Origin of the sequence: Sphingomonas sp. MMS12-HWE2-04, from assembly GCF_044881185.1 — a bacterium.
Classification (GTDB): domain Bacteria; phylum Pseudomonadota; class Alphaproteobacteria; order Sphingomonadales; family Sphingomonadaceae; genus Sphingomonas.
Window position 1 is genome coordinate 1,725,253 of record NZ_CP173254.1, and the last position, 17,338, is coordinate 1,742,590.

The window sequence follows — 17,338 nt, forward strand, 5'->3', positions numbered from 1 at the left end:
GGTGCAACCCCGCGAGTTGGGTCGAGAAATCAAGCGATGCTGTTCGGGAAGAAGAAGCGGTTGATCGAGCGGGTGCTGGTGGTCGAGGACGAGCCGCTGGTGGCGTTCGATACCGAGCATTTCCTGATCGGCGAAGGGTTCCACATCGTCGGCACGGTCAATTCGGTGACCTCCGCACTCGCGGCGCTGAGCGAGGCCGAGGCGATCGACCTGCTCCTTGTCGACGTCCATCTGTCCGACGGCAGCGGGGTGGAAGTGGCGCGCGCGGCGCGCGGGCGCGGCATCCATGTCCTGTTCGTGACCGGCCATCTGCCCGAGGAAGCGCGCGCGCTGGGCTCGGGATGCCTCTCCAAACCCTATCCGCAGCGCGACCTGCTCACCGCAATCGCTGCGATCGAGCGGATCATCGAGGGCGCGAAGCCGCCCCGTCGATTGCCGAGCAGCTTCAGTCTGTTCGCTAATCCGGCCTGAGGGTCAGCGCAAAAAGGGTGTGAGGATCGCGGCCCATAGCAGGAGCGAGGTGGGGGCGGCGAGCAGGATGCCGGTGAGCGGCGGCATGCGGCCATCGCTGGTGGCTTCAAGCAGGTGCACAGGGGGCTGGGGCAGCGCCATGACGTCAGTGCCAGAACAGCGTGAGGACAACGAAGACCCAGGCTAGCATCGCGAACGACACCGTCACCCGCGCGGCGACTTCGGGGATCTCGATCGGATGGGCGTAATCGACAGGAGTGAGCGGGGTCATCGGATTTGGTCCTGGATAAGCTATTTCATTGTAGTGCGATGATACCGGCCCGGCAGGGGTTCGTCGCTCCGGAGAAGTTCGTATTGCGGTCTTTCCGGGGGTGTCTGCCACCCGGTGGCTATCCTTCCGCGCGTTTTCGGCTAGTTTCCGCCGCATGCCGGGAGGGACAGACGAGACTATGACCGATACGCGCGCGACGAGTGGCTGGCTCGCGAGCATCAGACCCTATGTCGAAAAGGAGCCGCTCGCGGCGTTCGCGCTCGGCATCTCCTCGGGCTTTCCCTATGCGATGATCGGCGCGACGCTGACCTCGCGGCTGGCGCAGAGCGGGATCGAGAAGAAGACAATCACGGCGTTCACGCTGGCCTTCCTCGTCTATAATCTGAAGCCGCTCTGGGCCTGGGTGGTCGATGGCGTGCGGTTGCCGGGCCTCGGGCGGCTGGGCCAGCGCGTCTCGTGGCTGGTGTTCGCCGGCGCGCTGGTTATCGCAGCGGTGATCAATCTTGCGTTGGTCGATCCGGCGGCGAGCATCTCGGCGACGGTGACGGCGGCGATCCTGGTCGGCCTTGCCGGCGCGACCTTCGATATCGTGATCGACGCCTATCGCATCGAGACGCTCCAGCCGCGCCAGATGGGCGTGGGCTCTGGGATGACCCAATATGGCTGGCGGATCGGCTCGGTCGCCGCGGGCGCGCTGGCGCTGGTGCTGGCTGCACGGATGGGCTGGACCGTCGCCTATCTCGCCTGCGCGGCGTTCGCGCTGCCGGCGATGCTCACCGGGCTGCTGCTCGGCGAGCCAAAGCGCCACCGCGAACCGACCGGGCGGCGCGGGCTTGGCGAAATCGGCGCCTCGATCGTCGGGCCGTTCCTCGAATTCTTCCGCCGTGAAGGCGCGTTGCTGGTCCTGCTGTTCATCCTGATCCACAAGATCGGCGACACCCTGGGCCAGCTCGTCGTGCGGCTGCTGTTCAACGACATGGGCTTCACCAACGACGAGATCGCGGTCTACGATGTCGGCGTCGGCTTCTGGACCTATCTGATCGGCATCTTCGTCGGCGGCGTTCTCTATGCGCGGCTGGGGATGAAGCGATCGGTGCTGATCTCTTTGATCCTGATGGCGATCTCGAACGCCAGCTTCGCGGCGCTGGCCGCGGCCGGGCACAGCAATCTCGGCATGGCCGGCGCGATCGGCTTCGAGAATTTCGCCAGCGGCATCGGCGGCGTCACTGTGATCGCCTATTTCGCCGCGCTGACCGATTTGCGTTACACCGCGGCGCAATATGCGCTGATTTCTGCCGGCGCCAGCGTGGTCGGCCGGGTGCTGACCGGCACGACGGCGGGCGCGATGGTCGAGGCCATGGGCTATGTCGATTATTACCTGCTGACCACCGTGGTCGCGCTCCCGGGCGTGGTGCTGTTCTGGTGGATGATGCGCACCGGGCTGGTCGACCGTTCGATCGGCACGGCCGGCAAGATCGGCGAAGGAGACGCGCGCGACGGCGAGGCGGCGGCCTGATGCCCTATCTGCTGGTGATCGGGCTGCAGGTGGCGTGCGTGGTCCATCTGATGCGCACCGGGCGCAATCCGTTGTGGCTGACCGCGCTGATCTTCCTGCCGGTGGTGAGTGCGCTCGCCTATTTCGTCGTCGAAATCCTGCCCGGGCTCGGCACCAACCGCCACGTCCGCACCGTCCGCGCCAAGGCGATCGACCGGCTCGATCCCGAGCGCGAACTGCGCAGCGCCCGCGACGCGCTCGATTTGGCCGATACCGCTGCGAACCGGTTGCGGCTCGGCGATGCGCTCGCTGCGCTGGGGCGGCACCACGATGCCGTGCCGCTCTACCGCGAGAGCATCGCGATGACTCCCGGCGAGCCCGACCTGCGCAGCCAGGGCAAGCTTGCGCTGTCGCTATTCGAGTGCGGCGATGCGGCCGAGGCGCTGGCGCTGATCGATGCGATCCCGGCGCCGCTGGGCCAAAGCGAGCGCGATCGCCAGACGCTGCTGCGCGCGCGCATCCTCGATCATCTCGGGCGCAAGCAGGAGGCGCTCAACCTCTATGCCGATATCGTCACACGCGTCCCCGGCGAGGAGGCGCGCTGCCGCTACGCCGCGCTGCTGATCGAGCAGGGGCGCGAGCGCAAGGCGCTGGCGGTGCTCGAGGAAGTCGAGGCGCGGATGCGGCGGCTGGACCGCCAGCAGCGCGCAGCCGATGCGGGCATGTATCGTTGGGCCATGGAAGCGCTCGCCGGATTGCGGGCAAAGGGAGTGCAATGAAGCGCTGGATCATCGCATTGGTCGTGCTGCTGGCAGCGCTGGCGGGCGGCTGGGCTTGGGGTTCGCCCTATCTGACGCTGTTCCAGCTCAAGCGGGAAGCGGACGCCAACGATCTCGAGGCGATTTCCGCGCGGGTCGAATTCCCGTCGGTGCGCCGGAGCCTGAAGAGCGAACTGCGCAATCGGCTTGGCCATGGCGACGATGCCGGCCTTGGGGCGATCGGCGCGGCGATTGCCGAGCGACTGTCCGACCCGATCGTCGACACCTTGGTGACGCCCGAGGGGATGCGCACCGTCTTCGCGTCGGCGAGCGTCGCGCAGGCGGCGCAGCCGCGTCCGCTCGAGACCAACGCCAAGCAGATGCACGTGCGGCGCGAGGCGTTCGGCCGCTTTGCGCTCACCCCCGATAGCGGGCGCGGGCCCGAGCTGATCTTCGAATTGCGCGGGCTGAGTTGGATGGTCACCGGGGTGCGGCTGCCCGCAGGCGCTCCGCTCTAGGCGACCTCGAGGGGGAGGGCCATGTCGGCAAAAGCATAAGCCAGAGCCTGCGCGGTCGCAGCGACCGAGCTCGCGTCGCGAATGCCGAGCAGGTCCGCGAACAGCATCGTCGCCGAGGCGGGGTTGAGCCGGACGCGCGCCATCGCATCGAGCAGCGCCAATTCGGCGCCGGTAATCCGCGGGCAGCACCAGGGCGCGATCTGGATCGGCCCGGCCGCTGCCGCCGACATCTCCGCCATCAGTGCGCGCAGCAGCACCAGTGGGCGCTGGAAGCCCTTGCCGAATGCGGTGACGAAGGCATGCCCCACGCAGGCGTCGTGAAGCCCGTGCGCACCCATCTGCCGGATTCCGAACAGCAGCAGCCGTGCGCCGGGATCCTCGGGCTGCAGCGCCGGGAGAGCGGCGGTTAGGGTCTGGGTGGACATCATCGACTCCCGCTGGGGTGGTCGGGCAAGTCTCGCTGCTTCGCTATTGCAAGTCAATCGCAATAGATCGCGCTAAGCGCTCGATTGGGCGCTAACGCACGCGCATGTCGCAAGCCTATGAATTCGCAGCGAAGCTTCGCGGTCCACTTGGGTTCGGCAAAGCGGGGTAGTCCGGACTAGCGCGGCAGCTCGCCATTGGCCGCAAGCACCGTGCCTGCAAGGTAGAGCGAGCCCAGGATCAGCACCACTGCCGGCGTCTCCGCGGCGCGGGCCGCAATCCGGGCGAGCGCGGTCGGGACATCGGGCGCGGTCTCGCTGATCGCGACGCCGTGTGCGCGCGCCGATTCGGCAAGGGCGGCCGGCGCGTGATGGCCATGCCCCGCGACCGGAACGCCGACAAAGGAGGCGGCAAGCGGCGCAAAGCGCGCCAGCATCGTCTCGGCATCCTTGTTGTCGAGTATGCCGAGGATCAGGTGAAGCGGCCGGCCCGCGGCTTCCTTGGCGATCGCGGCGCTGACGGCGTCGGCGGCATTGGCATTATGCCCGCCGTCGAGCCAGAGCGCAGTGCCGGGCGGGAGAAGCGCAGTCAGCGGTCCCTCGCCGAGCCGCTGCATGCGCGCGGGCCAGCGCGCGTCGCGGGCGGCCGCGGCGAAGGCCGAGTTGGGAAGTACGATGCTCTCCTGGTGGCGCAGCGTAGCGATCGCCAGCGCGAGATTGGCAGGCTGGTGCGAACCGGCGAGGACGGGAAGCGGGGTTTCGAGGCTGCCCAGAGCGTCGCGATAGAGCAGCGCGTCGTTCTCGATCGTGTAGGACCATGCCTCGCCCTCGCTGCGGACCGTCGCGCCGGCGGCGTCGGCCGCTGCGCGGACGATCGAAGCGATCTCGGGCGGATAGGCCATCGTGACCAGCGGCCGGCCGGGCTTGGCGATGCCGGCCTTTTCGGCGGCGATCTGCCCCAGCGTGTCGCCCAGAAACGCCTGGTGATCGATACCGAGCTGCGCAATCGCCGTCGCGGCGGGATCGGCGATGACATTGGTCGCGTCGAGACGCCCGCCTAGCCCGACTTCGAGGATCAGCGCATCCGCCGGCACCCGTGCAAAGGCGAGGAAAGCGGCGGCGGTGGTGACTTCGAAGAAGCTAGCGCCGATATCGCCGCCGGCATCGAGCACTTCCGCGAGCAGCGGGGCGAGGACCGCATCCTCGATCAGGCTGCCGGCAAGGCGGATGCGCTCGTTGAAGCGGACGAGGTGCGGGCTCGAATAGACATGGGCCGTGTGCCCCGCCGCCTCGATCGCGGCGCGCAGGAACGCGCAGGTCGACCCCTTGCCGTTGGTCCCGGCGATATGGAACACCGGCGGCAGCCGCAGTTGCGGATTCCCGACGCGATCGAGTAGCCGGGTGATGCGTTCGAGCCCGAGGATGTCGGCGCCCGGCGAGAGCAGGGTCAGCCGATCGAGTTGGCGCTGGACTGCGGGATCGGTGGAGGTGGCGAAATCCATTAAAGCCCCTCCCTTTCAAGGGAGAGGTTGGGGGCGGGTGCGCGCGTCTGCGCGCCCAAAAGACTCATTGCCGTCACCCTCGTCAAAATAACGACGGCCGAGGCAGCCGCCTCCGCCCGCCACACACCCACCTTGCCCCGCCCTTGAAAGGAGGGGTTAAATCAGTTCACGCCGCCACTTTTGCGGGGCAGAGCAGGCCGATCAGCCGGCCGAGAACGTCGCGCAGATCCTTGCGATGCTCGACCATGTCGACCAGCCCGTGCTCGCGATAATATTCGCTGGTCTGGAAGTCGTCGGGCAGCTTTTCGCGGATCGTGTTCTCGATCACGCGGCGGCCGGTGAAGGCCAGCGTCGCGCGCGGCTCGGCGATCTGGACGTCGCCGAGCATCGCATAGGCCGCCATCACGCCGCCCGAGGTCGGATCGGTCAGCACGACGATATAGGGCAGCCCGGCATCGTGAAGCATCTCGATCGCCACCGTGGTGCGCGGCATCTGCATCAGGCTGAGAATGCCCTCCTGCATGCGCGCGCCGCCCGAGGCAGTGAACACGATATAGGGCGTGCGCGCCGCGATCGCGGCCTCGACCCCGGCGATGAACGCCTCGCCCACCGCCTGGCCCATCGATCCGCCCATGAAGGCGAAGTCCTGGACGCCGATCACCACGCGGTGGCCCAGGATCGTGCCCTGCGCATTGAGAAACGCGTCGGGCTCGCCGGTCGCGGCACGCGCCGCCTTGAGCCGGGCTGGATAGGGCTTCTGGTCGCGAAACTTGAGCGGATCGTCGGCGACCTTCGGGCTCGACAGCACCGTGTAGCTGCCCGGATCGAACAGATATTGGAAACGCAGCGCCGGCCCGATGCGCTCATGATGATCGCAGGTCGGGCAGACATAGAGATTGTCCTCGAGCTCCTTGGAGAACACCATCGTCCCGCAACCCTTGCACTTGTGCCAGAGATTGTCGGGAGTCTCGCTGGTCTTGGTGGTGACATAGGCGAGGGCGTTGCGGACGCGGCTGATCCAGCTCATGCGACTTCCTTGCGGGCGGCGCCCAGCGCCGCGGATAGGGATTGGATATAGGTGCGGACCGCAGCAGGCGCATCGGCGCCGTGCTTGCCGACCAGCTCGACGATCGCCGAGCCGACGACGACGCCATCGGCCACGGCGCCGATCGCCGCTGCCTGTTCGGGGGTGCGCACGCCAAAGCCTACCGCGATCGGCAGGTCGGTCGCGGCCTTCAGCTTGGCGACAGCGTCCTCGATCGAGGCCTGCGCGGCTTGCTGGAGCCCGGTGATCCCGGCGACGGAAACATAATAGACGAAGCCCGATGCGCCATCGAGCACCGCGGGGAGCCGCGCGGCGTCGGTGGTCGGGGTGGCGAGCCGGATGACGTCGAGGCCATAGTCGCCGAACGGCGCCAGCGTGTCGGCCTCCTCGGGTGGGATATCGACGCAGATGATCCCGTCAACTCCGGCAGCCGCCGCCTTCCCCGCGAACGCCTCCGGGTTGGGGCGGGTCATCGTGTTGGCATAGCCCATCAGCACCAGCGGCACTGCCGGATGTCGGGCGCGGAACGCGGTGGCGATCGCGAACACATCGGCAGTGCGCGTGCCGGCCGCGAGGCTGCGAAGGTTGGCCGCCTGGATCGCGGGGCCGTCGGCCATCGGATCGGTGAACGGCATCCCGAGCTCGATCACATCGGCACCGCCTACGACAAGCGCGTCGAGGATCGCGGCACTGTCGCCCGGCGCGGGATCACCCGCCGTCACGAACGTGACCAGCGCCGCGCGTCCCGCATCGCGGGCGCGGGCGAAGGCGGTGGAAAGGCGGCTCATATAGCCCTCTCCCCTTCAGGGGAGAGGGTTGGGAGAGGGGCAAGCTGGATAAAGGCTTCCAACGTTGCGAGAACGCCCTCCAGGTTCGCCAGCACGTCGGAATTCGTAAACCGGATCACGCGATACCCTTGCTCTTCGAGATAGCGAGTTCGCGCCGCATCATATTTCTGCTGCCCCGCATGGCTATCTCCATCCACTTCAATCACGACCATCGGTCCGCGCGCGGCGAAATCGACGATGTAGTTTCCGATAACCTTCTGACGGCGAAACTTCACGCCTGAAAAGCGCTTTGCCCTCAGAGCGAGCCAGAGGCGCGTTTCCGGTTCGGAGGCGGTCGCCCGCATCGCTCGCGCTCTCTGCGTCAGAACCGGTTCTCGCAATCCCCCTCTCCCAACCCTCTCCCCTGAAGAGGAGAGGGCTCTATATCGCTACCCCCAGAGCATCGGCCACCGTGAAGATGTCCTTGTCGCCACGACCGCACAGGTTCGCCAGGATGACCTTGTCGCGCGGCATTTCGCGCGCAACCTTCGCCACCGCTGCAATGGCATGGCTGGGCTCGAGCGCGGGAATGATCCCTTCGGTCCGGCACAGCAGCTGGAACGCGTCCAGCGCCTCGGTGTCGGTCACGCTGGTATATCGTACGCGCCCGATGTCGCGCAGCCAGGCGTGCTCGGGCCCGATGCCGGGATAGTCGAGCCCTGCCGAGATCGAGTGCGCCTCCGTGATCTGGCCGTCCTCGTCCTGCAGCAGATAGGTGCGGTTGCCGTGCAGGATGCCCGGTTCGCCGCCGGCGAGGCTGGCCGCGTGCCGCTTGTCCAACCCTTCGCCCGCCGCCTCGACGCCCAGCATCTGGACATCGGCATCGTCGAGGAAAGGATGGAACAGCCCGATCGCGTTGCTGCCCCCGCCGATTGCCGCGACGAGCAGGTCGGGCAGTTTGCCGGTGCGGGTCAGCATCTGCGCGCGCGCTTCCTTGCCGATCACGCTTTGGAAATCGCGAACCAGCTCGGGATAAGGGTGCGGGCCAGCGGCGGTGCCAATGATGTAGAAGGTGTCGTGGACGTTCGCGACCCAGTCGCGCAGCCCCTCGTTCATCGCGTCCTTCAGCGTCGCCGCCCCGCTCGTCACCGGTATGACTTCAGCGCCGAGCAGCTTCATACGGAACACGTTGGGCTGCTGCCGCGCCACGTCGGTCGCGCCCATATAGATGACGCAGGGCAGGCCGAAGCGCGCGCATACCGTGGCGGTGGCCACGCCGTGCTGCCCGGCGCCGGTCTCGGCGATGATCCGCGTCTTGCCCATGCGCATCGCCAGCAGGATCTGGCCGATGCAATTGTTGATCTTGTGCGCGCCGGTATGGTTCAGCTCGTCGCGCTTGAACCAAATTTCGGCCCCCATGCCCTCGGGCGCGTTCTCGCGCAGCGCCTCGGTCAGCCGTTCCGCATAATAAAGCGGGCTCGGGCGCCCGACATAATGTTCGAGCAGGTCGTCGAACTGCGCTTGGAAGGCCGGATCGGCCTGCGCGGCGCGGTAATGGCGCTCCAGGTCGAGGACCAGCGGCATCAGCGTCTCGGCAACGAAGCGGCCACCGAACTGGCCGAAATGGCCGCGCTCGTCGGGCAGGTTGCGCAGTGAATTGGGCAAAGTGGCAGTGTCGGTCATAGGGGTCTCGCGAATTCGAAGGTGGTCGCTGGCTTCGGGCAAGCGATCAACGCCATCGAAATCCGACGCGGACAGGAGCGGAGAGCCTCAACATTGCGCCACCGCTTGGAGGAATGCCGCGATCTTGGCAACATCCTTGACGCCCGGCCCGCTTTCGACGCCCGAGGAGACGTCGACCAGCCGCGCGCCGGTGACCGCCACCGCCTCGCGGGCATTGCTGGCGTCGAGCCCGCCCGACAGCGCCCAGGGCAGCGGCTGGGGAATGTTCTCGAGCAGCTTCCAATCGAAACGCAGCCCCATGCCCCCGGGAAGGGCCGCGGCATCCGGCGTCTTGGCGTCATAGAGGATGCGATCCGCCGCGCCGCGATAGGCGGCGGCCGCGGCCAGATCGGCACGCGTCTTGACCGCGACCGCCGCCCAGACCGGCACGCGGGTCCGGATCGCGGCAGCGCGCTCGGGCGCAGTCTTGTGGAGTTGTGCGATCCGGATTCCGCTCGCCAGCGCCGCGGCGATCAAGGCTTCGTCGGGATCGACGAACACGCCGACCGGCTCGACGTGCGAGGGCAGGCGCGCGATCAGGCTGCGCGCCAGCTCGAACCCGACATTGCGCGGAGAGGGCGGGAAGAACACGAAGCCGACATGGCTGGCGCCCCCCGCGATCGCCGCGTCGAGCGTCTCCGGCGTCGACAGGCCGCAGATCTTGGCGGTAACCGGCATCACAAATCCTTGACCAGCACGTCCATCACCAGCGGCGGATCGAGCACGATCGGGAAGGGACGCTTCTCGCCCGAAATGCGATAGCCGCGGCGCTCGTAAAAGGCGAGCAGCCGGTGGCGGACGTCGATGACGGTCATCTCGATCCGGCGCGCGCCGAATTCCTCGCGGGCGACGTCTTCCGCGGCGGTGACCAACTGCTTGCCATGGCCGCCGGTCTGGAGCGTCGGGTCGATGCAGAGCAGGCCGAGATAGGCGAGGCTCTCTCCCTTGTCGCTCACCTGGACGCAGCCGATCGCGACGTCACCGAGAAGCGCGATCAGCAGCCGTTGGGCGGGTTCGCCGACGATCGCCGCCAGCGTCGCAATGTCGGTGCGCGGGCCGAGGACGAGATCGGCTTCGTGCGTCCAGCCTATGCGCGCGGTCTCGCCGCGATAGGCGCGCTCGATCACCGGGTGTAGCGCAGGCAGGTCGTCGAGCGTGGCGACGCGGATGGTCAGGCTGTCGGGCATGGCGCGCTCTCTCGGACGCTGCACCGGCTTTGGCAAGAGGCGCGCTATTGGTTGCCCGCGACCCAGTTGTTCGCGGGCAGGAAGACGTCGTTCAGTTCATAGCCGCCGGTGCAATAGCGCCTGCAGGACTGCGTGGCGGCGGTGTCAATCCGCGTGACATGACCCGTCTTGTCGCGAGTCAGCTTGAAGGAGAGCTTGCACGAGCCCGAGGCCCAGCTTGCCGATACCGGGGAGACAATCGTGGCGACGCCGCCCACATCGGGGTCGTTGGCGCTGTCGTCCGCCGGCACCTTGCACAGCAACTCGTCGCCGCGGTCACGGACGAAGGTGAAGCCGAATTGCCGGGCATCCAAGTGGCGGATCGTCAGCGTCGCGACATCGGCGGTCTTGTAGCTCGCCTCCCAGGTCTCGTCGCCAAAGGCGCGCAGCGCATCGCGCTGCTGGACATAGTCACGTTCGACCGTAGCGGGATCGCACGTCTTGGCACAGCGCAAGCGCAGGATCTGCTGCCAGTTGCGCTGCTGGGCGCGGAAATCCTCCTTGTCGAACATCTGGGCCAGCTTGGCGCGATACAGCGCGGCGACCTCGCCATCGAGCCTCGCCAAATTCGCGCTGGCGCAGATCGTCTTCTCGAGCGGATGGCTGGCCTTGGCGCAAGCGAAGCTGGCGGATTGGGGCGGGGCGGAGGCAGGAAGGCCGAACCATGCGAGCACGCCGAGCAATCCGAACGCTGCACTCCGCACCATGTTCGCCTCCTGCTATAGCGTCGCCTCGATTGCGCGCGCCGCCTGGTCGGGATCCTCGGCCTGGGTGATCGGGCGGCCGATGACAAGGATCGACGCCCCCGAATTGAGCGCCTTGCGCGGCGTGACCACGCGCTTCTGGTCGCCGATCACGCCATTGGCGGGGCGCACGCCGGGGACGACGAAGAAACCGTCGTGCCACAGCGTCTTGGCCGCGGCGACTTCCTCGCCCGAGCAGACGATGCCGTCGACGCCCGCCGACTTGGCGAGTTCGGTCAGCCGCAGCACCTGCTCGTGCGGATCGCCGTTGATCCCGATCGAAGTCAGGTCGCTGTCATCGAGGCTGGTGAGCATGGTCACCGCGACGACCTTGGTGCCGGCCGACGCCGCAGCCTTGGCGTCTTCGAGCATCGCGCGGCCGCCGGCGGCGTGGACGGTAAGGATCGCCGGCTCGAGCGGGCCCAGCGCCTGGATTGCCTTGGCGACGGTGTTGGGGATGTCGTGAAATTTGAGATCGAGGAAGATCGGCAGCCCGATCTCGGCCATCTCGCGGACGCCGTGGCGGCCATTGGCCATGAAGAATTCGAGGCCCAGCTTGATCCCGCCGACATGCCCGCGAACGCGCTGGGCAAGCTGCTTGGCGCGGTCGAGGTCCGGCGTGTCGAGCGCGACATAGATCGGCGTGCTCATGGGTGGTGTCACCCATTGCCAGCGACGGGGCCGGCGTCTCGATCGGCGGCTCGGGCGCCAGGTTGACTGCGCGCAGATCGGCGAGCGCGCGCTCGAGACCGGCAAGCCGCTGGCGCGAACGCCAGCGCAGCGTCTGATAGGCGACCATCGAGGGCAGCAGGCCCAGCAGGAAGACGAGGATCAGCAGCAGCGGCAGGCTGAAATCGGCGATCAGGCCGCCCCACAACCGCATCGAGACGCGCTCGCCGCCGTTATAGATCACGAAGGCCGCGATGAGCCCGCCCAGAAGGAGCCAGAACAGGACCTTCAGAAACCGCATGCGTCTCCCTTCCGAAATTCGACGTTGCCGGACCTTAAGGCGGGCGCGCCGGATTGGCCAGTCGGCGATTGGGCGATCTTTCCTCCCCTCCCAGCGAGGATCAGCGCGGCCCGATCTCGCCGCGCAGTTCGGCGAAGAGGCCCGGTATCGCCTCAAGCCGCGGTTCTTCCTCGTCGAGGATCGCGTGGCAGGCCGCGCGCTTGATCGCGGCGATGCGCTCGTCGGAAAGCCGGTCTTCGGGCGGCACCGAGGAGAGCACGATGTCGATCAGCCGCTCGGCGCCATGGAGGCGGCCCCAGAGATAGTCGTTCTCGCGATAGGCGCGACTGAAGAACGCCCCGAAGCTGTTGAACTGGATGCCCTTCAGCGTCGCCTCGGCGCCCCCCTTGCGGATCGAAGTGGCGTCGTCGGGCGAGATGCGGTCGACACGGATCGGGTCGAACTCGTCCATGCCCTCGCCCTGGAGCAGCGGCAGCGTCGCGATGTCGAAGAACGGGAAGCCGAGATGCGCAAGGAGCAGCGGCCGGCGCAGCTCCTTGGAGAGCGCGCTGAACCCGTCCGAGAGCCGCGCATCGGTCGCCGCGTCGAGCGCGCGCAGCTGCATCCGCTCGGCGAGCTGGTCGAGAATCGGTCCGGCATCGTCGGTCATCGTGCGGATCGTATCGCGCAGATCGGCATAGGTGTCCGAGCGCTTGAGCTCGAGATAGGTCGCCAGCGATTCGTAGATCGCCTCGCGCATCGGCAGCAGCGCGGCGTGCGAGCTCGGCATGTCGATCTCGGTAAGCCGCCGTGCGAGCAGCCGCAGGCGGCGGATGCGGAAGCCGAGATCGTGCGAGCGGAGGAAATCCAGCGTCTGCGGGCTGGCGCCGTTCGACAGCGTCGCGCCGAACCGGTCGCCGCCGCGCGCCTGGACGGCATGGGTCAGCGCTTCGCGGATCGCGCGCAGCCGCTCGGGCTCGTGGCGGTCGCCGATCGCATGGAGCAGCCTCGCAGTGCGATCGATCGTGCCATGGACCTTGAGCAGTCCATAGGCGGTGTGGCCATATCCTGCCTTGGCGGCGGCGGCGACCTGGGCGCGGCGGCGCCAGGTGGCGAGCCGCTTGGGCGTCGGATAATCGAGCCACAGCGTGTAGCCGAACAGCGCCTCGACCTGGGTTTCAACCTCGGCTCGGATCTCGCCGATGATCGACAGCATCCGTTCGATCCGGTCCGAGCGTCCAGCGATCGCCTCCAGATTGTCGCGGATCGGCTGCTCGCGGGGCAGCTCGGACAGCGATCCGATGATCGTCTGGAAGAAGCCCGGCTTCTCCTGCGCGCCGCCATAAAAGTCGAAACGGAAATTGGGGAAGGGATCGATGAACACGAAGCGGCGGTCGACATGACGGCGCGCCGGGCGTTCGCGCAACGCATCGATCGCGGGCCGGAACGGCGCGTTGGCCAGCACCGATCCATCGATCAGCACCGCATCTTTGCCGCGATTGTTCGCCCATTGCTGGGGCATCGCATGTTCGAGGAACGTGTCGCGGCTGGGCCAGCTGCTGCCCCGCTCCTCGAGCAACTCGTCCATCTCGTCGATCGAGAAGGGCGGGAAGGCGCCGGGGAAGCTTGACGTCGCGCGCGCGGCAAAGGCGAGCTCGGGCACCTGTGCGAACGGCCGCGCATCCGTGCCGTGATCGGTGAAGGAGAAGACCAGCCGGTGTTCGGTTTCGACGACGCGCGGCGGCGAATTGAGCCGCAACTCCTCGGCATGGCCACGGAAATCGGTGACGGTGACGAACAGGTCGAGCGGCTGGCCCTGCGGCAGCAGCCGGCGATAGGCCGGGCCTTCCGCCATCGCCTCGAACGCATCCATCAGCGTGTTCAGCAGTCTTTTCCCGCCGAACGGCGGCTCGAACCAGCGCGAGCGGACGAAGCGCTCCAGCTTGTGGCGGACTTCCTCGCGCGCGCTCGCTTCGACGGTCTCGTCGATCGTCTTGCTGCGATTGGCAACCAGCCAGGCGATCGGCGTCGCCCACATCTTGGCAAAGCGGTGCGCCGGCGCCTGGCGCGGCTCGATCAGTGCCTCGACATCGGCATGGTCCATCCACATGTCGGTGAGCGGATCGAGCGACTGGCCGGTCGAGATCGCCTGCGCCAGGAAGATCGCGTTGATCCCGCCCGCGCTGGCCCCCGACAGGATATCGACCAGCACGCGCAGATTGATGCCGCTGGTCTCGCGGATTTCGTCGAGCAGCGCACGGTAGACCCCGTTGCCGGGCTCGCCCTCGCGCGCGGCGCAGCTCGCCTTGGCAAGGCGCCAGATCTCCTTGGTGATCCCGTGCATGTAGACAGCCAGGCTGATCCCGCCATAGCAGACCAGCGCGAGCCGCAATTCCTTGTCGCGGGGTTCGTGCATCAAGCGGGACGAAGTGTTGCCCAGACGGGCAGATGATCGGAGGCGTTACGCGCGCTGAGGCTGGCATGCACGCCCGCTTCCTCGACGGCGAGATCGTGCGAGACCATGATCCGGTCGAGCCGCGCCATCGGGCGGCGCGCGTGGAAGCTCTTGCCGGTGTCGGCGAAGCGAAAATGCTGGCCGAAATCGCGCAGCACCCCGGCATGCGCGCTCCATTCGTTGAGGTCGCCCATCAGCACTGTGGGATATTGGTGCGTGCTCGCGGCAAGGTGCGCGATGATCGTTGCGGCCTGGCGCCGGCGCCATAGCCCCGACAAATCGAGATGCATGCCGACGACGCGGATCACCTCGCCGCGCAGGCGAATATCGGCCATCACCGCGCCGCGCGGTTCCAGCGTGGGCAAATGGATCGCCTCGCAATCGAGGACTTCTGCGTCCTTGCGAACGAGCAGGGCATTGCCATGCCAGCCCATCGATCGCGCGCGCATGCCGAACAACACCGGCTTCCAGTCGCCATGTTCGGCGAGCAAATGGCTGGTGAGCACGGCTTCGCGCGTCCCGAACCGGCGATCGGCCTCCTGGAGCGCGATCACATCGGCGCCGACTTCGCACAGCACCTGAAGCGTTCGTTCGGGCCGCCGCCGCCGATCGGTGCCGATCGACTTTCGCATATTGTAGCTGGCGACCTTGATCATGCGGGCCCCTTATCGCGGGGCAGAGGGGGAGAGGGCAAGGGGGTCAGCTCGATTCGGCCTCCCCGCCGTGCTGGCTGGCCGCGATCTTCGCAGCTTCGATCAGGCTGCGGCCGGTCAAATCGGCAGCTTCGGGGGTCATCGAGACTGCGACCCCATCGGGCCCGTCGAGCATCACCAGACCCTGTTCGGCAGTGGCAACCCCTGGCGTGCTTTCGGGTTGTTGCGGCGCGATCATCTCCGCGCTCTCCTGTCTTTTGTGACCTCACTCCACCACGTCCGGAGTTTGGCAACCCAACTCGGCAGCACTGGAAAATATCCCGATTTTCAGCGCCCGCCTGCTTCGAGCAGGCGACGCGGCGCGGCAAGCTCCCAGCTTGTTGCGATACGGTCGCCGACCTGCGTCCAGTCGGTATCCGGGACGGCCAGCGAAACGCCGACCCATTCGGCGCGGAAATAGGCGACACGCGAATAGGTTTCCGGCGCCGCCTCGATCAGCATGCGCGCCTCTTCGGCATCGCTGGTCTTCACCGCCACGATCGTTCGGCCGTCGCCGTGATGGTCGTCGCGAAACTGGGCAAACATCTTGCCCGCGACGAAGAAGGTCGGCTGGCCGTGGCTCGGCCGCTCTTCGGTTTCGGGCAGATCGAGTGCGAGAGTGCGGACCTGGTCGAGCGGGTTCAGCGGTTCAGCCATTGCGCGACAACCCGGGGATAGAGGCGATGTTCCTCGATCAGCACCCGCGCCGCGAGGCTGTCGCTGGAGTCGCCAGGCTCGATTGCCACTTCGGTCTGACCGAGCACTTCGCCGCCGTCCAGCTCCTCGGTGACGATATGGACCGACGCGCCGGCATGGCTGTCGCCGGCCTCGATCGCACGCGCATGGGTGTCGAGGCCCTTGTACTTGGGCAGCAGCGAGGGGTGGATGTTGACGATCCGCCCGTGCCAGGCCTGCACGAAATTGTCGGAGAGCAGCCGCATATAGCCCGCGAGCGCGATTGCCTCGACGCCGGCGTCGCGCAGCGCAGCGTCGATCGCCGCTTCATAGTCTGCCTTGGGCATGCCCTTGGGGCTCTGCGCGAAGGTCGCGACGCCGCGCTCGCGCGCCCAGGCCAGGCCCGGCGCTTCGGGCTTGTCGCTGGCGACGAGCACGACCTGATAGGGGCAATCCGGCGCCTGCGCCGCCTCGACCAGCGCCGCCATGTTCGATCCGCGGCCCGAGATCAGGATGCCTAGCTTGCGCTTAGCCATTATGCGTGGCGGACCAGTCGCTGCGCGCGCTCCACGTTTCGGTCGCGCCGGACACGGTGCAGCCGCGCTCGCCCTCGACCACGCTGCCGATCGCGAACACGCTCTCGCCTGCGGCGGTCAGCGCTGCCGACACCGCCTCGGCCTGGTCGGCGGCGACCACCGCGACCATGCCGATCCCGCAATTGAAGGTCCGCGCCATTTCCTCGGGCTCGATATTGCCCTGCGCCTGCAGGAACGCCATCAGCCGCGGCTGCGGCCACGCGGCGGCATCGACATTCGCGTGACACCCTTGCGGCAGCACCCGCGGGATATTCTCGAGCAGCCCGCCGCCGGTGATGTGCGCCAGGCCGCGGATGGTGCCCTTGCGCAGCTCGGGGAGCAGGCTGGCGACATAGATGCGCGTCGGCGCCATCAGCGCGTCGATCAGGATCACGTCCTGGTCGAACAGCGCCGGGCGATCGAGCTTCCAGCCCTTGTCGGCAGCGAGGCGGCGAACCAGCGAGAAGCCGTTCGAATGCACGCCGTTCGAGGCAAGGCCGAGCAGCACGTCGCCCGGGCGAATCGCGCTGCCGTCGAGCAAGCGGTCGCGCTCGACCGCGCCGACGCAGAAGCCGGCCAGGTCATAATCGCCCTCGGCATACATGCCGGGCATCTCCGCGGTCTCGCCGCCGATCAGCGCGCAGCCGGCCTGGCGGCAGCCGTCGGCGATTCCGGCGATCACGCGCTCGGCGGTACCCGGCACCAGCTTGCCGCTGGCATAATAATCGAGGAAGAATAGCGGCTCGGCGCCCTGGACGATGAGATCGTTGACGCACATCGCGACCAGATCGACGCCGACCCCGTCATGCGCATCATGCTCGATCGCCAGCTTCAGCTTGGTGCCGACGCCGTCGTTCGCCGCGACGAGCAGCGGATCGGTGAACCCCGCCGCCTTCAAGTCGAACAGACCGCCAAAGCCGCCAAGATCGGCGTCGGCGCCTGGGCGACGGGTGGATTTAGCCAGCGGTCCGATCGCGCGCACCAGCGCGTTTCCGGCTGCAATCGAGACGCCCGCCTGGGCGTAGGTATAGCCTTGCGTCTTGCTCATGGCG

At 67.4% G+C, this 17,338-nt stretch carries 22 protein-coding genes; 4 read left to right on the plus strand and 18 right to left on the minus strand.

Translation table 11 applies throughout. From position 1 onward, the window contains the following. The first annotated feature begins 36 nt into the window (after window positions 1-36). Window positions 37-471: a response regulator gene (locus tag AB2M62_RS07680; protein ID WP_404339071.1), complete on the plus strand. Its 435-nt coding sequence runs from the start codon at window positions 37-39 to the stop codon at window positions 469-471. A gap of 3 nt (window positions 472-474) precedes the next feature. Here the strand turns inward: AB2M62_RS07680 and AB2M62_RS07685 are convergent, their stop codons facing one another. Next, a complete protein-coding gene (locus tag AB2M62_RS07685) occupies window positions 475-612 on the minus strand; it encodes a hypothetical protein (protein ID WP_404339073.1) in 138 nt (45 codons plus the stop codon). 4 nt (window positions 613-616) lie between these two features. Further along, window positions 617-742, minus strand: coding sequence for a hypothetical protein (locus tag AB2M62_RS07690; protein WP_404339075.1), 126 nt, complete (start codon window positions 740-742; stop codon window positions 617-619). A 178-nt stretch (window positions 743-920) separates the two neighbouring features. Between AB2M62_RS07690 and AB2M62_RS07695 the strand changes: the two genes are divergently transcribed. Genes AB2M62_RS07695 through AB2M62_RS07705 form a run of 3 tightly spaced genes read left to right on the plus strand, consistent with a single transcriptional unit; the run spans window position 921 to window position 3,513 of the window. After that, complete coding sequence (locus tag AB2M62_RS07695; RefSeq protein WP_404339077.1) at window positions 921-2,258, plus strand: AmpG family muropeptide MFS transporter; 1,338 nt, start codon at window positions 921-923, stop codon at window positions 2,256-2,258. Further along, window positions 2,258-3,016, plus strand: a complete 759-nt coding sequence (locus AB2M62_RS07700) for a tetratricopeptide repeat protein (protein WP_404339079.1) — start codon at window positions 2,258-2,260, stop codon at window positions 3,014-3,016. The genes AB2M62_RS07695 and AB2M62_RS07700 overlap by 1 nt, the downstream gene beginning before the upstream one ends. After that, entirely contained in the window at window positions 3,013-3,513 is a 501-nt protein-coding gene (locus AB2M62_RS07705; RefSeq protein WP_404339081.1) for a DUF2939 domain-containing protein, read from the plus strand. Before AB2M62_RS07700 ends, AB2M62_RS07705 begins: the two co-directional genes overlap by 4 nt. Here the strand turns inward: AB2M62_RS07705 and AB2M62_RS07710 are convergent. From AB2M62_RS07710 to purM, 16 genes are all read right to left on the minus strand, one after another. Next, entirely contained in the window at window positions 3,510-3,938 is a 429-nt protein-coding gene (locus AB2M62_RS07710) for a DUF6628 family protein (RefSeq protein ID WP_404339083.1), read from the minus strand. The two genes, AB2M62_RS07705 and AB2M62_RS07710, sit on opposite strands and share 4 nt — an antisense overlap. 176 nt (window positions 3,939-4,114) lie before the next feature. Continuing rightward, window positions 4,115-5,437: a bifunctional folylpolyglutamate synthase/dihydrofolate synthase gene (locus tag AB2M62_RS07715; RefSeq protein ID WP_404339085.1), complete on the minus strand. Its 1,323-nt coding sequence runs from the start codon at window positions 5,435-5,437 to the stop codon at window positions 4,115-4,117. A gap of 166 nt (window positions 5,438-5,603) precedes the next feature. Beyond that, a complete protein-coding gene (gene accD, locus AB2M62_RS07720) occupies window positions 5,604-6,464 on the minus strand; it encodes an acetyl-CoA carboxylase, carboxyltransferase subunit beta (protein WP_404339087.1) in 861 nt (286 codons plus the stop codon). Then, window positions 6,461-7,270: a tryptophan synthase subunit alpha gene (gene trpA, locus AB2M62_RS07725; protein WP_404339089.1), complete on the minus strand. Its 810-nt coding sequence runs from the start codon at window positions 7,268-7,270 to the stop codon at window positions 6,461-6,463. The genes accD and trpA overlap by 4 nt, the downstream gene beginning before the upstream one ends. Next, window positions 7,267-7,614, minus strand: coding sequence for an endonuclease domain-containing protein (locus tag AB2M62_RS07730; RefSeq protein WP_404339091.1), 348 nt, complete (start codon window positions 7,612-7,614; stop codon window positions 7,267-7,269). The genes trpA and AB2M62_RS07730 overlap by 4 nt, the downstream gene beginning before the upstream one ends. A gap of 76 nt (window positions 7,615-7,690) precedes the next feature. After that, a complete protein-coding gene (gene trpB, locus AB2M62_RS07735; RefSeq protein WP_404339093.1) occupies window positions 7,691-8,932 on the minus strand; it encodes a tryptophan synthase subunit beta in 1,242 nt (413 codons plus the stop codon). 87 nt (window positions 8,933-9,019) lie between these two features. Continuing rightward, window positions 9,020-9,649 (minus strand): phosphoribosylanthranilate isomerase, encoded by a 630-nt coding sequence (locus tag AB2M62_RS07740; RefSeq protein WP_404339095.1) that lies wholly within the window; start codon window positions 9,647-9,649, stop codon window positions 9,020-9,022. Then, window positions 9,649-10,158, minus strand: a complete 510-nt coding sequence (locus AB2M62_RS07745) for a GNAT family N-acetyltransferase (protein WP_404339097.1) — start codon at window positions 10,156-10,158, stop codon at window positions 9,649-9,651. The genes AB2M62_RS07740 and AB2M62_RS07745 overlap by 1 nt, the downstream gene beginning before the upstream one ends. 44 nt (window positions 10,159-10,202) lie before the next feature. Next, a complete protein-coding gene (locus AB2M62_RS07750) occupies window positions 10,203-10,904 on the minus strand; it encodes a lysozyme inhibitor LprI family protein (RefSeq protein ID WP_404339099.1) in 702 nt (233 codons plus the stop codon). A 12-nt stretch (window positions 10,905-10,916) separates the two neighbouring features. Continuing rightward, window positions 10,917-11,591 (minus strand): orotidine-5'-phosphate decarboxylase, encoded by a 675-nt coding sequence (gene pyrF / locus AB2M62_RS07755; RefSeq protein ID WP_404339101.1) that lies wholly within the window; start codon window positions 11,589-11,591, stop codon window positions 10,917-10,919. Window positions 11,592-12,010: 419 nt separating this feature from the next. Further along, window positions 12,011-14,305 (minus strand): patatin-like protein, encoded by a 2,295-nt coding sequence (locus tag AB2M62_RS07760; protein ID WP_404339103.1) that lies wholly within the window; start codon window positions 14,303-14,305, stop codon window positions 12,011-12,013. Next, window positions 14,305-15,000, minus strand: a complete 696-nt coding sequence (locus AB2M62_RS07765) for an endonuclease/exonuclease/phosphatase family protein (RefSeq protein WP_404339105.1) — start codon at window positions 14,998-15,000, stop codon at window positions 14,305-14,307. Before AB2M62_RS07765 ends, AB2M62_RS07760 begins: the two co-directional genes overlap by 1 nt. A 43-nt stretch (window positions 15,001-15,043) precedes the next feature. Next, complete coding sequence (locus AB2M62_RS07770; protein WP_404339107.1) at window positions 15,044-15,235, minus strand: hypothetical protein; 192 nt, start codon at window positions 15,233-15,235, stop codon at window positions 15,044-15,046. A gap of 89 nt (window positions 15,236-15,324) precedes the next feature. Further along, on the minus strand, window positions 15,325-15,693 hold the full coding sequence (locus AB2M62_RS07775) for an MmcQ/YjbR family DNA-binding protein (RefSeq protein WP_404339109.1): 369 nt from the start codon (window positions 15,691-15,693) through the stop codon (window positions 15,325-15,327). After that, a complete protein-coding gene (purN, locus tag AB2M62_RS07780) occupies window positions 15,678-16,247 on the minus strand; it encodes a phosphoribosylglycinamide formyltransferase (protein ID WP_404339111.1) in 570 nt (189 codons plus the stop codon). Before purN ends, AB2M62_RS07775 begins: the two co-directional genes overlap by 16 nt. After that, a complete protein-coding gene (purM, locus tag AB2M62_RS07785; RefSeq protein ID WP_404339113.1) occupies window positions 16,240-17,334 on the minus strand; it encodes a phosphoribosylformylglycinamidine cyclo-ligase in 1,095 nt (364 codons plus the stop codon). The genes purN and purM overlap by 8 nt, the downstream gene beginning before the upstream one ends. Window positions 17,335-17,338: the final 4 nt, after the last annotated feature.

Coding starts and splice junctions, on each gene's coding strand:
- pyrF (WP_404339101.1), bottom strand. CDS start 11,591: ATGAGCACGCCGATCTATGTCGCGCTCGACACGCCGGACCTCGACCGC.
- trpA (WP_404339089.1), bottom strand. CDS start 7,270: ATGAGCCGCCTTTCCACCGCCTTCGCCCGCGCCCGCGATGCGGGACGC.
- AB2M62_RS07700 (WP_404339079.1), top strand. CDS start 2,258: ATGCCCTATCTGCTGGTGATCGGGCTGCAGGTGGCGTGCGTGGTCCAT.
- AB2M62_RS07690 (WP_404339075.1), bottom strand. CDS start 742: ATGACCCCGCTCACTCCTGTCGATTACGCCCATCCGATCGAGATCCCC.
- AB2M62_RS07745 (WP_404339097.1), bottom strand. CDS start 10,158: ATGCCCGACAGCCTGACCATCCGCGTCGCCACGCTCGACGACCTGCCT.
- AB2M62_RS07710 (WP_404339083.1), bottom strand. CDS start 3,938: ATGTCCACCCAGACCCTAACCGCCGCTCTCCCGGCGCTGCAGCCCGAG.
- AB2M62_RS07730 (WP_404339091.1), bottom strand. CDS start 7,614: ATGCGGGCGACCGCCTCCGAACCGGAAACGCGCCTCTGGCTCGCTCTG.
- AB2M62_RS07695 (WP_404339077.1), top strand. CDS start 921: ATGACCGATACGCGCGCGACGAGTGGCTGGCTCGCGAGCATCAGACCC.
- AB2M62_RS07760 (WP_404339103.1), bottom strand. CDS start 14,305: ATGCACGAACCCCGCGACAAGGAATTGCGGCTCGCGCTGGTCTGCTAT.
- purM (WP_404339113.1), bottom strand. CDS start 17,334: ATGAGCAAGACGCAAGGCTATACCTACGCCCAGGCGGGCGTCTCGATT.
- AB2M62_RS07750 (WP_404339099.1), bottom strand. CDS start 10,904: ATGGTGCGGAGTGCAGCGTTCGGATTGCTCGGCGTGCTCGCATGGTTC.
- AB2M62_RS07740 (WP_404339095.1), bottom strand. CDS start 9,649: ATGCCGGTTACCGCCAAGATCTGCGGCCTGTCGACGCCGGAGACGCTC.
- AB2M62_RS07770 (WP_404339107.1), bottom strand. CDS start 15,235: ATGATCGCGCCGCAACAACCCGAAAGCACGCCAGGGGTTGCCACTGCC.
- AB2M62_RS07685 (WP_404339073.1), bottom strand. CDS start 612: ATGGCGCTGCCCCAGCCCCCTGTGCACCTGCTTGAAGCCACCAGCGAT.
- AB2M62_RS07705 (WP_404339081.1), top strand. CDS start 3,013: ATGAAGCGCTGGATCATCGCATTGGTCGTGCTGCTGGCAGCGCTGGCG.
- AB2M62_RS07680 (WP_404339071.1), top strand. CDS start 37: ATGCTGTTCGGGAAGAAGAAGCGGTTGATCGAGCGGGTGCTGGTGGTC.
- accD (WP_404339087.1), bottom strand. CDS start 6,464: ATGAGCTGGATCAGCCGCGTCCGCAACGCCCTCGCCTATGTCACCACC.
- trpB (WP_404339093.1), bottom strand. CDS start 8,932: ATGACCGACACTGCCACTTTGCCCAATTCACTGCGCAACCTGCCCGAC.
- AB2M62_RS07765 (WP_404339105.1), bottom strand. CDS start 15,000: ATGATCAAGGTCGCCAGCTACAATATGCGAAAGTCGATCGGCACCGAT.
- purN (WP_404339111.1), bottom strand. CDS start 16,247: ATGGCTAAGCGCAAGCTAGGCATCCTGATCTCGGGCCGCGGATCGAAC.
- AB2M62_RS07775 (WP_404339109.1), bottom strand. CDS start 15,693: ATGGCTGAACCGCTGAACCCGCTCGACCAGGTCCGCACTCTCGCACTC.
- AB2M62_RS07715 (WP_404339085.1), bottom strand. CDS start 5,437: ATGGATTTCGCCACCTCCACCGATCCCGCAGTCCAGCGCCAACTCGAT.